At 60.7% G+C, this 14,482-nt stretch carries 14 protein-coding genes; 8 read left to right on the forward strand and 6 right to left on the reverse strand.

The window, feature by feature from the left end; genetic code table 11:
• Positions 1–236: 236 nt before the first annotated feature.
• The 4 genes from CFBP4996_RS02810 to CFBP4996_RS02825 form a co-directional block, all read right to left on the reverse strand.
• Complete coding sequence (locus CFBP4996_RS02810; protein WP_080852497.1) at positions 237–1,337, reverse strand: quaternary amine ABC transporter ATP-binding protein; 1,101 nt, start codon at positions 1,335–1,337, stop codon at positions 237–239.
• Entirely contained in the window at positions 1,330–2,238 is a 909-nt protein-coding gene (locus tag CFBP4996_RS02815; protein WP_080852496.1) for an ABC transporter permease, read from the reverse strand. The genes CFBP4996_RS02810 and CFBP4996_RS02815 overlap by 8 nt, the downstream gene beginning before the upstream one ends.
• 258 nt (positions 2,239–2,496) lie before the next feature.
• A complete protein-coding gene (locus CFBP4996_RS02820; RefSeq protein WP_080852495.1) occupies positions 2,497–3,507 on the reverse strand; it encodes an ABC transporter substrate-binding protein in 1,011 nt (336 codons plus the stop codon).
• Positions 3,508–4,003: 496 nt separating this feature from the next.
• The gene (locus tag CFBP4996_RS02825; protein WP_080852494.1) at positions 4,004–6,103 is read right to left on the reverse strand and encodes a S9 family peptidase; all 2,100 of its coding nucleotides are present in this window, start codon (positions 6,101–6,103) and stop codon (positions 4,004–4,006) included.
• A gap of 223 nt (positions 6,104–6,326) precedes the next feature.
• Here CFBP4996_RS02825 and CFBP4996_RS02830 point away from each other — a divergent pair, with 223 nt between their 5' ends.
• From CFBP4996_RS02830 to CFBP4996_RS02845, 4 genes are all read left to right on the forward strand, one after another.
• Complete coding sequence (locus CFBP4996_RS02830; protein ID WP_080852493.1) at positions 6,327–6,728, forward strand: DUF930 domain-containing protein; 402 nt, start codon at positions 6,327–6,329, stop codon at positions 6,726–6,728.
• A gap of 104 nt (positions 6,729–6,832) precedes the next feature.
• A complete protein-coding gene (locus CFBP4996_RS02835; protein ID WP_080852492.1) occupies positions 6,833–7,741 on the forward strand; it encodes a dihydrodipicolinate synthase family protein in 909 nt (302 codons plus the stop codon).
• Positions 7,742–7,802: 61 nt separating this feature from the next.
• The gene (locus CFBP4996_RS02840; protein WP_080852491.1) at positions 7,803–8,528 is read left to right on the forward strand and encodes a polysaccharide deacetylase family protein; all 726 of its coding nucleotides are present in this window, start codon (positions 7,803–7,805) and stop codon (positions 8,526–8,528) included.
• 270 nt (positions 8,529–8,798) lie between these two features.
• On the forward strand, positions 8,799–9,890 hold the full coding sequence (locus CFBP4996_RS02845; protein ID WP_080852490.1) for a bifunctional transcriptional activator/DNA repair enzyme AdaA: 1,092 nt from the start codon (positions 8,799–8,801) through the stop codon (positions 9,888–9,890).
• Between the two features lie 221 nt (positions 9,891–10,111).
• Here the strand turns inward: CFBP4996_RS02845 and CFBP4996_RS02850 are convergent, their stop codons facing one another.
• Both CFBP4996_RS02850 and CFBP4996_RS02855 read right to left on the reverse strand, forming a co-directional pair.
• Positions 10,112–11,308: an AI-2E family transporter gene (locus CFBP4996_RS02850; protein ID WP_080852488.1), complete on the reverse strand. Its 1,197-nt coding sequence runs from the start codon at positions 11,306–11,308 to the stop codon at positions 10,112–10,114.
• Between the two features lie 86 nt (positions 11,309–11,394).
• Positions 11,395–12,255, reverse strand: a complete 861-nt coding sequence (locus CFBP4996_RS02855) for a VOC family protein (RefSeq protein ID WP_080852487.1) — start codon at positions 12,253–12,255, stop codon at positions 11,395–11,397.
• On the opposite strand from CFBP4996_RS02855, the gene CFBP4996_RS02860 reads away from it, so the two are divergent.
• The 4 genes from CFBP4996_RS02860 to trhA all read left to right on the forward strand — a co-directional run bounded on the left by CFBP4996_RS02860 (position 12,238) and on the right by trhA (position 14,372).
• A complete protein-coding gene (locus CFBP4996_RS02860; RefSeq protein ID WP_059753907.1) occupies positions 12,238–12,486 on the forward strand; it encodes a hypothetical protein in 249 nt (82 codons plus the stop codon). The two genes, CFBP4996_RS02855 and CFBP4996_RS02860, sit on opposite strands and share 18 nt — an antisense overlap.
• Positions 12,487–12,533: 47 nt before the next feature.
• Entirely contained in the window at positions 12,534–12,944 is a 411-nt protein-coding gene (locus CFBP4996_RS02865; protein WP_003522284.1) for a universal stress protein, read from the forward strand.
• A gap of 120 nt (positions 12,945–13,064) precedes the next feature.
• Positions 13,065–13,385 carry a TraR/DksA family transcriptional regulator gene (locus CFBP4996_RS02870; protein ID WP_080852486.1) on the forward strand — a complete coding sequence of 107 codons (321 nt, stop codon included), beginning with the start codon at positions 13,065–13,067 and terminating at the stop codon, positions 13,383–13,385.
• 318 nt (positions 13,386–13,703) lie between these two features.
• Positions 13,704–14,372: a PAQR family membrane homeostasis protein TrhA gene (gene trhA, locus CFBP4996_RS02875; RefSeq protein ID WP_003522286.1), complete on the forward strand. Its 669-nt coding sequence runs from the start codon at positions 13,704–13,706 to the stop codon at positions 14,370–14,372.
• Positions 14,373–14,482 lie beyond the last annotated feature (110 nt).

Raw genomic sequence — 14,482 nt, forward strand, 5'->3', positions numbered from 1 at the left:
AAGTAGTGCTTCGTTTTTGCATAAAGGGGGCGGGGAGCGTGGATCGGTGAATGAGCCCACCCTCCGGACGCCAGCAATGTGTGCGTGGTCGGATAAAAGGTCGATCTCGCCAGATATGCCGACGTCATCCTCGGGCCTGTCCCGAGGATCTGCAACGTTTCGATTGTATTGACGTGTTTAGATCCTCGGGACAGGCCCGAGGATGACGGAAGAGTTTCAGAGCGTAAACAGGCTGATCACGCCGTTTCCTTCTCCGCCGGAGCAACAGGCTCCCGCACCTTCTCCGCTTCCTCCTCCGCCTTCACCTCAACCTCCTGCGGCGCGGGCGTCACCATCGCAGCCACCAGCGTATCGAGGCCGATGCTGCCGACCGGCTTGCCGTCCTCGTCCACCACATGGGCGGTGGTCTCGTTGGCTTCCGACATGTCGCGGGCAATCGTTTCCAGCGTCGCGTTTTCCGGCACGGGCATGCCCTCGGGGCGGCTTTCCAGCGGCTCCATCACCGTGGTCGCCTGCAGCACGCGGCCGCGATTGACGTCGCGCACGAAGTCGGTGACGTAACCATCCGCCGGGGAGAGAATGATGCTCTGGCCGTCGCCCTGCTGCACCACTTCGCCGTCTTTGAGAATGGCGATATGGTCGCCGAGCCTGAGCGCCTCGTCCAGATCGTGGGTGATGAACACCACGGTCTTCTTCAGCTCCTGCTGCAGATCGAGCAGCATGGTCTGCATATCGACGCGGATCAGCGGATCGAGCGCCGAATAGGCTTCGTCCATCAGCAGAATATCGGCATCGTTGGCAAGCGCCCGGGCAAGGCCGACACGCTGCTGCATGCCGCCGGAAAGCTGGTTCGGATAATAATCCTCGTAACCGGCAAGGCCGACGCGCTCCAGCCAGTAACGACCCTTTTCCTCGCTCTTGCTGCGCGGTACGCCCTGGATATCGAGGCCGTAGACGCTGTTTTCCAGCACGGTGCGGTGCGGCAGAAGGCCGAATTTCTGGAACACCATAGCCGTCTTGTGGCGGCGGAATTGCCTGAGCGACGAAGCGCTCATGCCGCAGATGTCCTCGCCATCGTAAAGCACCTCGCCGGCGGTCGGGTCGATCAGCCGGTTGATGTGGCGGATGAGCGTCGACTTGCCGGAGCCGGAAAGGCCCATGACGACGGTGATCTTGCCGCCCGGCATGGTGATGTTGATGTTGTTGAGACCGAGCACGTGGTTGTGCTTGTCGTTCAGTTCGGCCTTGTCCATGCCGGATCGCACCGCTTCGAGGTACTTCTCGGGATGCTTGCCGAAGATCTTGTAAAGGTTTCGGATTTCGATGCTTTTAGCCATGGGAGACCTCGCGGTATTTCTGCAGGCGCTTGCCGAAAGCCTGGCTCGCCCGGTCGAACATGATAGCGATGGCGACCAGAGCGAAACCGTTCAGGAAGCCCACCGTGAAAAACTGGTTGTTGATGGCCTGCAGCACGTTCTTGCCGAGCCCGCCGACACCGACCATGGAGGCGACGACGACCATGGCGAGCGCCATCATGATGGTCTGGTTGATGCCGGTCATGATGGTGGGCAGCGCCAGCGGCAGCTGCACGTTGAACAGCTTCTGGCCATTGGACGAACCGAAGGCGTCTGCCGCTTCCAGCACCTCCCGGTCCACCAGGCGAATGCCGAGGCTGGTGAGGCGAATGACGGGCGGGATAGCGTAGATCACCACTGCGATCAGGCCCGGAACCTTGCCGATGCCGAAAATCACCACCACGGGGATGAGATAAACGAAACTCGGCAGGGTCTGCATCACGTCGAGCACGGGATTGATGAGGCGTTGCAGGCGTTTCGAACGTCCCATCAGGATGCCGAGCGGCAGGCCGATGACGATGGCGATCAGGGTGGCGATGGCGACGATGGACAGTGTCGTCATGGCGTCGCGCCAGAGACCGACCGCGCCGATCATCAGCAGTGCTAGCGCCGTCCCGCCAGTAATCCTGAAGCTGCGACCGGCCAGATGCACGATGGCGAGAATGATGAGGAGCGTGATGATCCACGGTGTCTGGATGAACAGCCGCTCCGAGGAATTGAGGAAGAGCTGCAGCGGATGCACGATCACATCGATCGCATCGCCGTAATTGCGCACGATATCGCGAAACCCGTCATCGATGGTCTTGCGTGCCACACGCATCGTGGAATTGTCGATGGCCGGGAACTTGCAGAGCATGTCCGGCAGGTAAGTGCAGAGGGCCATTATTGTTGTTTTCCCTTTGGGTTGTTGGGATGGGTGGTTGGAGGTTGGAGTGCGCGGGGCACCCCCCTCTGTCCTGCCGGACATCTCCCCCACAAGGGGGGAGATCGACCTGCGGCAAGGTCTCGCCCATCAAACAGGTTGCGGATTTGTGAGAAGGGTGCGCCCAGCCGATCTCCCTCCTTGTGGGGGAGATGCCCGGCAGGGCAGAGGGGGGTAAGCCACGGATGCCAACCGAAGCCTCCCACTCTCATCAGCTCATCACATCGAAGCCTTGATCTTCTCCGCCACCTCGGCCGGAACCCACTTCGTCCAGATGTCCTCATGGTTCTCGAGGAAATATTCCGCGCCGTCCTCGTTGGTGCCCTGGTTCTCATCCATCCAGGCGAGGATTTCGGCGACGGTCTTGTTGTCCCAGTTGCGGGCCTTGATGTAGTCCAGCGTCACGCCGGCCTTGCTTTCGAAGTCCTTGGTGATGACGGTATAGACATCGGCCACCGGGTAGGCATTGACCTTCGGCGCTGCGCAATCGACCTTGGCCGTGCAGTCGTCGAAATGGGCGCGGTCGAGTTCGACGCCGTCATCCAGCTTCACCATCTCGTATTTGCCGAGAATGGCGGTGGGCGACCAATAATAACCGAGCCAGCCCTGCTTCTTTTCAAACGCATTGGCGATGGAGCCGTCGAGGCCGGCGGCTGAGCCGGTGTCGACCAGGGTGAAGCCCTTTTTGTCGCCCTCGCGCGCCTTGTAGAGATTGGCGGTGGTCACCTGGCAGTTCCAGCCCGACGGGCAATTGTGCACGGCGCCCTTGCTGGCGTCTTCCGGGGCGGGGAAAAGTTCGGGATGTTTCAGCGCATCCTCGACGGTCTTGATGTCGGGATGTTCATCGGCGATGAATTTCGGGATCCACCAGCCTTCGATACCGCCTTCGCTCAGGATTTTCGAAGCTTCGATCATGCGGCCGTCCTTGACGGCGGCGTCGAGCGGCTCGCGCACGGCGTTCACCCACAATTCTGGCGCCATGTCCGGCTGGCCCTTTTCATTCATGGAGGCGAAGGTCGGCATGGTATCGCCGCTGACGACATTGACCGTGCAGTCATAGCCGTTTTCCATGATGAACTTGTCGACGTAAGCCGCGACACCGGCGGATGCCCAGTTCATTTCGGCGATGGTGATGCTGCCGCACTCTTCAGCGGCATTGGCGGAATTTGCTGCACCGGCAGCGATGATAAAGCCCGTTACGAGAATGGTCGAGGCGAGGAGTTTCTTCATGTGTAAGACCCCCAAGTCTGATGCAGTGTTTTCAATTGGCAAAGCGGGAGCACTGCAAAGCCCGGATTGCCAAGGGCGAACTGACATGGCGCGTGGAAAAGCCGAAAAATGACGGCAAGAAGAATATCCGCAGAACACGCTGCGGCATTGCCGAAGGAGATGCGGCGAAAAGGCGCATGAATATGTCAACGACCGGCATAATACGGCCAAAAAGTGATATTGCAACGCGAAATGGCGCATCGCAGCCATGCGTTCGATTCCAGGAACATTTTCCCGTCTAGCGTAATACTGAAAATGTATTTGTAATTTACTGAGGTATATTTTGAATTTCAGTAGTTTGAAATAAAAATCCGTTATGCTGTAAAGTGGTATTTAAAGAAAAAATACCGGCGCGATTTTGTGGAAAAAATATTCAGAAACGGGTTTTCGAAAGGTATTTTTATACTGTTTTCGGAACGGGCGACGGCTCTCCGCCGCCCGTTCCGCCATCAGCGGGTCACGCCGCGTCCTTGCCGGCCACCTTCAGCGCGAAGGCATATTCGAAGGCAATTTCCTCCAGCCGCTGGAAACGGCCCGATTTGCCGCCATGGCCGGCCGCCATGTTGGTTTTCAGCAGGATGGGTGCTTCTCCCGTGGTCTTCTCACGCAGCTTCGCCACCCATTTGGTCGGCTCCCAATAGGTCACGCGCGGATCGGTGAGGCCGGAAAGCGCAAGGATAGGCGGGTAAGGCTTCGCACCCACATTGTCATAGGGGCTGTAGGCAGCAATCCAGCCATATTCCTCTGCCGATTCCAGCGGATTGCCCCATTCAGGCCATTCCGGCGGGGTGAGCGGCAAAGTGTCATCAAGCATGGTGGTCAGCACATCCACGAAGGGAACAGCGGCGATGATGCCGGCGAATTTCTCCGGCGCCATATTGGCAACGGCTCCCATCAACATGCCGCCGGCCGAGCCGCCTTCGGCGATAATGCCCTGATAGGAGGTGAAACCTTCCTGCACCAGATGATCGGCGGCAGCGATGAAATCCTTGAAGGTATTCTGCTTGGCTTCCATCTTGCCGGTCTCGTACCATTCGAAACCCTTGTCCTTGCCGCCACGAATATGGGCGATGGCATAGATGAAACCACGGTCGGCGAGCGACAGCGTGGTGGTGGAGAAGGAGGCGGGAATGGTGATGCCGTAAGCGCCATAACCATAAAGCAGGCAGGGGGCGGAACCGTCAAGCGCCACATCCTTGCGATAGAGCAGCGAGACCGGCACCAGCTCGCCATCATGCGCAGGGGCCATGATGCGGCGGGTGATGTAATCGTCCGGATTGTGGCCGGAGGGCACTTCCTGCGTCTTCAGCAGCGTGCGCTCGCGCGTCGCCATGTCGTAATCGAACAGCTGGCTCGGCGTCGTCATCGAGGAATAGGAGAAGCGGATGACATCGGTGTCATATTCCGCCGCGCCATGCAGGCCAAGCGAATAGGCCTCTTCGGCAAAGGCGATGGAATGTTCCTCGCCGGTGCGGCGGTCGCGGATGACGATGCGCGGCAGGCCGTCGCGGCGTTCCAGCCAGATCAGGTGGCGGGCATAGGCATCGACGGAAAGAATAAGACGGCCCGGCTCATGCGGCACGACTTCTTTCCAGTTCTCCTTGCCGGGTGCGGTGACCGGGGCTTCCACGATGCGGAAATCCTTGGCGTCGCCGTCATTGGTGAGGATGAAGAAGACGTCGCCGCCTTCGCACATCGAATATTCGATGCCCTCTTCGCGCTCCGCCACGATAGCAGGCTCGGCCGTCAGGTCTTTGGTGGAGAGAATGCGATATTCGCTGGTCTCATGGTCGTGAATGTCGATGAAGATGAAATCGTCGAGAACCGACGCGCCGACGCCCATGAAGAAACCGGGATCCTTTTCCTCATAAACCAGCCGGTCGGCCGATTGCGGCTCGCCGATGATATGATGGAAGACCTTGGAGGGGCGGTGGTTCTCGTCCTGCAGCGTATAGAAGAAGCTCTTGCCATCGGGCGCCCAGGCGCCGCCGCCGCCGGTGTTTTCCACGACATCGGCTAGGTCTTCGCCGGTTTCGAGGTTGCGGATGCGCAGGGTGAAATATTCCGAACCCTTGTCGTCATAACCCCAGATGCCGTGACTGTGATCGGAGGACTGGTCGAGACCGGCAAGACGGAAATAATCCTTGCCCTCGGCCTCTTTGTCGCCGTTCAGCAGCACGTGTTTTTCGCCGCCGCCGCGCGGGGTGCGGAAATAATGCGGCTGCTCGCCGCCGGTCACGAACAGCGTGCCATAGGCATAAGGCCCGTCATTGACCGGTACGGAGGAATCATCCTGCTTGATGCGGCCCTTCATTTCCTCGAACAGCTTTTCCTGAAGCGCCTTGGTGTCACCCATGGCCGCTTCCATATAGGCGTTCTCCGCCTCCAGATGGGCGCGGATCGACGGGTCGAGCAGGGTTGGGTCCTTGAACATGGCCTGCCAGTTATCGGCCCGGAACCATGCATAATCGTCGGTGCGGGTAATGCCGTGATGCGTATCCTGAACGGGCCTTTTTTCGGCGGTCGGGGCGGCGGGCAGGTTCTTGAAAATCGGCAAGGGAAACTCGCTTTCCTGTAAAAATTCTTGGGCGGCACCAAGATGTAGAGCGGGCCTTGCGGCCGATCAAGTTTCAAATCTCCACAGGCGGAATGCGGCTTGGGCACAATTTCGTCAGCTTTCAATCACATTTTGGCAATATCCGGCAAATCAGCGATGATGGATGCAGGCCGCCCGGCCTGCCGCCCACCACAAGAACAAACGAAAAAACTGACAGGATCCCATGCGAAAGCTTTTTCCCGCTGCCCTTTCTGCCTTTTTCCTTGGCTTGCAGACCTTCACCCCCGCTTTCGCGATCGACGCCAGCGTCATGCGGCAGTTGAACGCGCTTGCCCCCGAGGAGCGGCTGGAACAGCGCTGCGATATCGAGGCGATGGAAAGGATAGCGACCGAGCAGAAGGGCATGCGGCCGGACAAGGTCATCGCCTATACTTTCGGTGATCCGGAAGTCGGCAAGAACTCCATCAAGGCGCCGGGTGCGGTCTTCAGGAGTGCGGGCGAATGGTACAAGCTCAAATACAAGTGCCAGTTGAAGAGCGACAGTCTCAGCATCCAGTCCTTCGACTACCGCGTGGGCAATAAAATTCCCGAAGAGCAGTGGAAGAAGTTGTATCTTTATGACTGAGCACGGAATTTTTCGATTTCAGGCCGGCGTTTAGCCGCCGCTTTGTTGCCGCGTCGTCAACGGCTCTGTAACCCTGACTTCCGATCGAAGTGAGGGACATAAACATGGCGAGACGATTCAAGGGGCTTTCCGCTTTTCCGATCACGCCGGCCGATGAGGCCGGGCGGGTCGATGTCGAGGCCTTCTGCGCCCTGATCGAGCGGCTGGATGCGGCGGCGGTCGATTCCGTCGGTATTCTCGGCAGCACAGGCATCTACATGTATCTCACGCGTGAGGAGAGGCGTCGGGCCATCGAAGCTGCCGCGGCGGTCCTCAAGGGCAAGCGCACACTCATGGCCGGCGTCGGCGCCCTGCGCACCGATGACGCCGTGGCCTTGGCAAAAGATGCCGAAGCTGCCGGTGCGGATGCATTGCTGCTCGCGCCCGTGTCCTACACGCCGCTGACGCAGGAAGAGGCCTATCACCATTTCGCCGCCGTGGCCGGCGCAACGGGCCTGCCGCTCGCCATCTACAACAATCCCACCACGACCCGCTTTGCCTTCAGCGACGAGCTTCTGGTGCGGCTTGCCTATATCCCGAATATCCGCGCCATCAAGATGCCGCTGCCGGCCGATTCCGATTATGCCGGTGAGCTTGCGCGGCTGAGGCCCAAGCTGGGGCAAGATTTCGCCATCGGTTACAGCGGCGACTGGGGCTGCGCCGACGCCACGCTTGCCGGCGGCGACACCTGGTACAGCGTGGTCGCCGGCCTGCTGCCGGTTCCGGCCCTGCGGCTGATGCGGGCGGCTCAGGCCGGCAATGCGGAAGAGGCGAAGAGGATCGATGCGGCCTTCCAGCCGCTCTGGGCGCTGTTTAAGGAATTCGGCAGCATCCGCGTGGTCTATGCCGCCGCCAACATCCTGTCGCTGACAGTCAGCGAACCGCCCCGGCCGATCCTGCCGCTCACCAGCGCCGAACGCCAGCGGGTGGAAGAGGCGCTGGAGGGCCTGTCCGGGTTGGAAACCGCGCCTTAATTCGGGCGCTTTGCGGGCGGATTGCCACCGAATGATACTGCATTCACTGCGGAAAATGAAAATGATACGTCGCCTCCTCCTTGCTGCCCTGTTCGCTTCAGCCGCGTCCGCCGCCTTAGCGGGGACCGGCCTTGTCGAACCGACGCTGAAAATGTCGCCGCAGCATGAGGGCAAGGTGCGGGTAGCGATGACGCTGGACGCCTGCATGGGCAAGACCGACCACCGCATTCTCGATACGCTGGTGAAGGAGCGCATTCCGGCGACGATCTTCGTCACCGCCCGCTGGCTGAAACACAATGGCGAGGCGCTGGCCACGCTCATGGCGCATCCGGATCTGTTCGAGATCGAAAACCACGGCGAAAACCATGTGCCGGCGGTGGATAAGCCGGTTTCCATCTACGGCATCGCCGCGGCCGGCTCTGAAGCGGCGGTCGAGCAGGAAGTGGAGGGCGGCCGTCAGGCCATTGTCGCCGCCACCGGTCTCCAGCCGCAATGGTTCCGTGGTGCCACGGCCAAATATACCAAGTCCTCCATGACCACCATCAATCGGCTCGGCATGCGGGTCGCCGGTTATTCCGTCAATGGCGATGGCGGCTCGCTGCTGGGTGCGGCCGCGACGGCGAAACACATCGCTTCCGCCAGGGATGGCGATGTCATCATCTCCCACATCAACCAGCCCACCCATGAAGCGGGCGAGGGCGTGGTGAAGGGCCTTCTGGCGCTGAAGGCGCGTGGCGTGATTTTCACAAGGCTGGACGATCCGTCCTTCGCACCGCCGGGGAATTGAGGCACAAGGTCGCCGCCCGTTTCTTCTCCCCGCCGGGGAGAAGATGCCCGAAGGGCAGATGAGGGGGCAAGCTTTCCGCATCTCTCCACCGTCGCCCCCTCATCCGGCGCTGCGCGCCACCTTCTCCCCGGCGGGGAGAAGAAATATGCCGCACCGGCTTGCCTCACTGAAAGCAGCCGTCGTCAGGGCTGAAGGATGAAGATACATCCTTCCACATCCATGCCCGTTTTTCGGCGGCGTGCCGCTTAAATTTGCGCTAGCATCCTCTCCATGATGCTGTTCAAACGCCCCGACACCGAAACGCTCTATACCGCCCTTGTGAACAAGGACCCCGCCTATGAGGGCGTGGCCTATGTGTGTGTGACGTCGACCAAGATTTTCTGCCGCTTCACCTGCACGGCGCGCAAGCCGAAGATCGAAAACTGCCGGTTCCGCGAGACCATCGCCGAATGTCTGGAAGCCGGTTTCCGTCCCTGCAAGCGCTGCAAGCCGATGCTCGCCTATGGCTCGGCCGATGAGACCGTGACGTCGCTGCTGACGGCGCTGGAAAATGAACCGGCGCGGCGCTGGCGCGAGGAGGATGTGGTGGCGATGGGCCACGATCCGTCCACCGTGCGCCGCACCTTCAAGCGCCGTTTCGGCATGAGCTTTCTGGAAATCGCCAGATTGCGGCGGGTGGGCGGTGCGGCGGAAAGCATCGCTTCCGGCGAAGCGGTGATCGGCGCGCAGATCGATGCCGGTTACGAATCCGGCAGCGGTTTCCGCGCCGCCATCAACCAGTTCTTCGGCTCTTCGCCCGCCGCCATGAAAGGCAAGGGGTTTTTGAAGGGCGACTGGATCGATACGCCGATCGGCCCGATGCTCGCCGTCGCCGACGATCACGCTTTGCATCTCCTCGAATTCGCCGACCGGCCGGCGCTTCCGGCCGAACTGAAGCGGCTGAAGACGCGCACCGGCGCGGATATGGTGCTTGGCCGGACGGCTGTGACCGGCCAGATCGAAGCGGAACTCAAGGCCTATTTCGCCGGGCATTCAGCCGCCTTCGAAACCCGGCTTGCCGGCCACGGCACGCCCTTCGAGCGCGACGTCTGGCGCAACCTGCGGGAAATACCGGCGGGTGAGGTCGTCAGCTATTCCTCGCTCGCAACCGCCATGGACAGGTCATCCGCCGTGCGTGCGGTCGCGCGTGCCAATGGCGCCAACCAGATCGCCATCGTCGTGCCGTGCCACCGTGTGCTGGGCGCGGATGGCAGCCTGACCGGTTATGGCGGCGGGCTGTGGCGCAAGAAATGGCTGATCGAGCACGAGCGCCGCATGGCGAGCGCGCAGGGGGAGGCGCAGGGAATGCCGCTCGCTTCCTGAGCGGCCTGACTGCTGGCGCGTGGGGTTTACCCCCCTCTGCCCTGCCGGGCATCTCCCCCTCAAGGGGGGAGATCGGCTGGTGGCCCTCCCGCCACTTCGTTCTCTAACCTTGAGATGGGCGAAACCTCGCCGCAGATCGATCTCCCCCCTTGAGGGGGAGATGCCCGGCAGGGCAGAGGGGGGTAAGCCCCACGCGCCCGCGCCTGCCATTGAAGCCATGCTTAATCCGGCAGTTTGGGCACCACCCGGCGTGAGGGGAAGAGCTCCCGCGTCACCGTCATGGCGATCAGCGACAGCGGCAGCGCCAGCATGGCCCCGGCCGCCCCCCACATCCACGTCCAGAAGATGATCATCACGAAGACGAGGAAGGGGTTTATCTCCATGTTGCGGCCCACCACCGCCGGAAAGGCGAGGTTTTCCATCAATAGGTGAATGGTGAAGAAGATCGCCGCCGGCAGAAGCGCCAGAATGATATTGTCATGGGTGATGATGCCCGCCACCGTCAGCGAAATCGTCATGGCGGTGATGCCGAGAAACGGCACGAAGCTGGAGAGGAAGGCGAACAGCCCCCACAGAAGCGGCATGGCCAGTCCGCCGAAATAGGCGATGATCACCATCGTCACGCCAAGCCCGGCATAGATCAGCGCCGCTGTGGCGAAATAGGTGCCGAGCACCTCTTCCACCGAACCGATGATGCGGATGGTGCGCAGCCGCTGGTGGCGGGCCGGAAAGGCCATGATGATCGCCTTGCGCAGCCGTAGCCGGCTATAGAGAAACATCAGCAGCGCGGCGAGGAAGATCAGGCCCTGAATGACGGCCGGGGTGACGTTGGAGCCGAGCACGGAAATGATTTCGCCGCTGCGTGAAATCAAAGATTCCATCGACATCGAGCCCAGACTGAAGCTTGCCGCCGAAATATTCAGCCATCTGAGGCTTTGCAGATAGGGCAGGAAACGGTCGATGCTGCGCTCCACCAGCGCGGGCCCTTCCGAAGCGAGAAGCGAGAGCGGCTCGGTCAGCGAATTGACCACGAAGAACATCACCGCCGCCACGAGGCTCGATAGAATAAGCGCGACGCCGAAGCCGGGAATGCCGTAGGAACCGAGCTTTTCGGCGGCGATGCCGAGGATCATGCCCACCACGATGGCCATCACCACCGGAATGAGGATGAGCGACAATTCGTGGATGACCGCCATCAGCATGATGAGGAAGATGCCGATCACGGACCAGGCGACGACGACATCCAGCGCTTCGCGGCCAAGCGGCTGCTGGCTGCGGGCATCGTCGCGCCGTGAGCCGGAAGCTGGCACTTCCAGCGGGTCCGCTCTTGTTGCCGCAGCGGTTGCGGCCGTCGCGCCAGCGGTTGCCGCGGTGTTGACCAAGCTGCCGGTCTTGTCCGGCCTGGCATTTTCATTCATCGAACGGTCCCCCAATAAGGTGACAAACGTTCGAAAAATGTGGCGGTTCCGGGGCGGCGAAAATTTCCGCCGCCCCTTTTTTGCGTTTATGCTGAAAGCTTTAGGCCGATGCCCCACGGATCTTTGAGGACAATGCCGTCACTTTGCCGCTCTGTGGCGATTTCCAGTCGGTCGAGCGCGGCAATCGCCGTCTCGAGCGCGGCCGGCTCGTTGAAGGTCAGCGAATAGCCGGAAAGGCCGGTCATATTGTCCTTGCGGGCCGCAGCACCCCGGCTGTTCCAGATATTGGCGGCGACGTGGTGGTGATAGTCCCCGGAACCGAAGAAGCTCGCGCCGGGATAACGCGCCATGATCTTCAGCCCCAGCACATCCTGATAAAATTCATCCGCCTGCGGAATATTGCCCACCTGCAGATGGATATGGCCGATGGCTGTTCCTTCCGCCGCCCCGGTAAAGGCCGTCTTCGGCGCGCTGTCGTAAAGCGCCTGCAGGTTGAGGCCGAGGGTGGCCATCTCCACCGTGCCGTCCTGCTGGTAGGTCCATTCATCCGGCGAACGGTCGCGATAGACTTCGATGCCGTTGCCTTCCGGGTCGGCAAGATAGATCGCCTCGCTGACCAGATGGTCGGACGCGCCCTGAAACTGGACATTGTTATGGGCGGCATGCGCCAGCCAATGGGCCAGATCGCTCCGGCTCGGCATCAGGAAGGCGGTGTGGAACAGGCCTGCGGCGTTGCGCGGCGCGCGTTCCGCCGTGCCGGAGGTGGAAAGTGTAAGCAGCGGCTGGCCGCCGACACCCAGCACTTCACCGCTCGGGTTCTTTTCGAGAACGGAAAGACCGATGATCTTCCGGTAGAAATCCGAAACGCGCGGCAGATCGTGAACGACGAGATGCGCCTGGCCGACATAGGCCGGCCGCGTCAGGGCGAATTGTTTGATTTCACTCATCATGATCTCCATATTGAATCCGAAGCGCCCTGGGGCGGATCGGTCGCCGAAACCATCGGCCGACGCCGCTTTGCGGCGTTTGTCGAAGGCGAATATGGGCTGGTTTCGTCGTTCAGCAAAGATCGTCGTCTGGCGATTGACCGTCCACTATTCGTTGACAATGCCCCGTTCCGGCCCGGCTCCGGCTTTGACTTCGATCAAGGTGAAGGCCGTGCCGAAGGGGAAATATAAGCCTAGCCCGACACGCTAAACGGCGGATCAAGCCAAAGGAGACAGCCATGTACAAGAAGATCATCGTACCGGTAGACCTCAGCGCCACCGACAAGGGGGAAAAGATTCTCGAAAAGGCCAAGGCGCTTCTGGATCCTGATGGCGAGATCGTTCTCATCAATGTTGTCGAGGAACTGCCGGGCTATATGGCGATCGACCTGCCTGTGGACCTGATCGAAAACGCCATCAAGGACGCCAAGACCAAGCTTTCGGACATCAAGACGAGAGCCGGTTTCAAGGGCAGCCAGGAAATCAGAAGCGGCGCGCCCGCGCGTGAAATCATCGCCGCCGCCGAGGAACACAAGGCAGATCTCATCATCATCGCGTCGCACACGCCGGATTTCAGCAATTATTTCATCGGCGCCACCGCCGACCGCGTGGTGCGCCATGCCAAATGCTCGGTGCTGGTGGACCGATAAAAGCCTGACGTTTTAGGGTTACGGGCGGGTTTTCCGCCCCCAAGCATTCCCAGGAAAAGTGGAATCCGGTTTTCCGTCTGGGAATGCGGCGATACAAGAAGATGGGCTGGAGGAAAAAACATGAATTTCGAAAGTTACGAGAAAATCCTGCGTGACCGCCAGCGCGAGCTTTATCGCCGCCTGCACAAAATCGAGGCCGATTTCGAAGAGCCTCGCAATCCCGATGATGAGGATCGCGCCACCGAACGCAGCAATGACGAGGTGCTGGACGAGCTGGGGCAGGTGGGTCAGGACGAGCTGCGCGCCATCGACGCAGCCCTCGACCGTATCGCCAGCGGCACCTTCGGCATCTGTGTCAAATGCGGCAAGCGGATTTCGGAGGATCGGCTGAAGGCGGTGCCCTATACGCCGTTTTGCCAGGAATGCGCTGCGGCGTTGTGAGGGCAGGGGAAAGCGTGACTGGGTTTCTTCTCCCCGCCGGGGAGAAGGTGGCCCGAAGGGCCGGATGAGGGGGCAAGCTCTCCGAACACATCCACCCTTGCCCCCTCATCCCGCTGCCGCGGACTTCTCCCCGGCGGGGAGAAGAAACAAGCGTCTACCGCTCGCTCCACAGGCAATTGTTCTGGCCGCAGGGCAACCTGCACCTCTCCTTTCGCAACAGCCTCGAACGCAATTTGATTGCCGTTAACCGGGCGCTGTCTTGTTCCTGTCTAATATTGTCTCCATGCTTTGAGGACAGCACGCAGACGGGATTGGACTATGAGCGATTTATGGCGGTTCGGGCGCCAGTATGATTTTCACGAGATTGTCGCCGATGGCATCGTCCATGGTGTCGGCATCGTGTTTGCGCTTATCGGCGCTACGGCGTTGATTTTCTACGCGACCGCCTGGGGAACGCTCAGCGCGATCGCCGCCGCGTGGATTTATGGTCTCGGCCTCGTCGCCTGTCTCTCCGTGTCCTTCACCTATAATATCTGGCCGCACTCCAGGGTGAAATGGTTCCTGCGCCGGCTGGATCATTCGGCGATCTTCATCCTCATCGCCGCCACCTATACGCCCTTTCTGATGCGCGGCATCCACGATCCGCTGATCGCCGTCATGCTGGGGCTGATCTGGCTTGCGGCGCTGTGCGGCATCCTTCTCAAATGCCTGTTTCCCGGCCGTTACGACCGGGTCGCCATCGGCCTTTATCTCGCCATGGGCTGGAGCGGCGTCATGGTGGTCGGGCCGCTGTCGTCGCATCTCGCCCCGGTCACGCTCTGGCTGATCGTCGCCGGCGGCGTCATCTATTCGCTCGGCGTCATCTTCCATGTCTGGGAAAAGCTGCGCTTCCAGAATGCCATCTGGCACGCTTTCGTGGTCGCTGCCGCTGCCGTTCATTATTTCGCCGTGGTCACCTCCTTCAGTCTCGTGCCGCTGGCATCCTGAAGAATGCGCCCCGATGGCGCATGGGTACTGGACAGCCATTCGCATCATCGCCTAATCCTCGTGCAGATGGCGGACGAAAATACCGCCGCTGCAAGCAGGAAAAAGGGTGA

The organism is Agrobacterium leguminum (assembly GCF_005144435.2).
Taxonomy (GTDB): Bacteria; Pseudomonadota; Alphaproteobacteria; order Rhizobiales; family Rhizobiaceae; genus Agrobacterium; species Agrobacterium leguminum.

Coding starts and splice junctions, on each gene's coding strand:
- CFBP4996_RS02840 (WP_080852491.1), top strand. CDS start 7,803: ATGATACGTCGCCTCCTCCTTGCTGCCCTGTTCGCTTCAGCCGCGTCC.
- CFBP4996_RS02845 (WP_080852490.1), top strand. CDS start 8,799: ATGATGCTGTTCAAACGCCCCGACACCGAAACGCTCTATACCGCCCTT.
- CFBP4996_RS02850 (WP_080852488.1), bottom strand. CDS start 11,308: ATGAATGAAAATGCCAGGCCGGACAAGACCGGCAGCTTGGTCAACACC.
- CFBP4996_RS02810 (WP_080852497.1), bottom strand. CDS start 1,337: ATGGCTAAAAGCATCGAAATCCGAAACCTTTACAAGATCTTCGGCAAG.
- CFBP4996_RS02815 (WP_080852496.1), bottom strand. CDS start 2,238: ATGGCCCTCTGCACTTACCTGCCGGACATGCTCTGCAAGTTCCCGGCC.
- trhA (WP_003522286.1), top strand. CDS start 13,704: ATGAGCGATTTATGGCGGTTCGGGCGCCAGTATGATTTTCACGAGATT.
- CFBP4996_RS02855 (WP_080852487.1), bottom strand. CDS start 12,255: ATGAGTGAAATCAAACAATTCGCCCTGACGCGGCCGGCCTATGTCGGC.
- CFBP4996_RS02870 (WP_080852486.1), top strand. CDS start 13,065: ATGAATTTCGAAAGTTACGAGAAAATCCTGCGTGACCGCCAGCGCGAG.
- CFBP4996_RS02865 (WP_003522284.1), top strand. CDS start 12,534: ATGTACAAGAAGATCATCGTACCGGTAGACCTCAGCGCCACCGACAAG.
- CFBP4996_RS02830 (WP_080852493.1), top strand. CDS start 6,327: ATGCGAAAGCTTTTTCCCGCTGCCCTTTCTGCCTTTTTCCTTGGCTTG.
- CFBP4996_RS02820 (WP_080852495.1), bottom strand. CDS start 3,507: ATGAAGAAACTCCTCGCCTCGACCATTCTCGTAACGGGCTTTATCATC.
- CFBP4996_RS02835 (WP_080852492.1), top strand. CDS start 6,833: ATGGCGAGACGATTCAAGGGGCTTTCCGCTTTTCCGATCACGCCGGCC.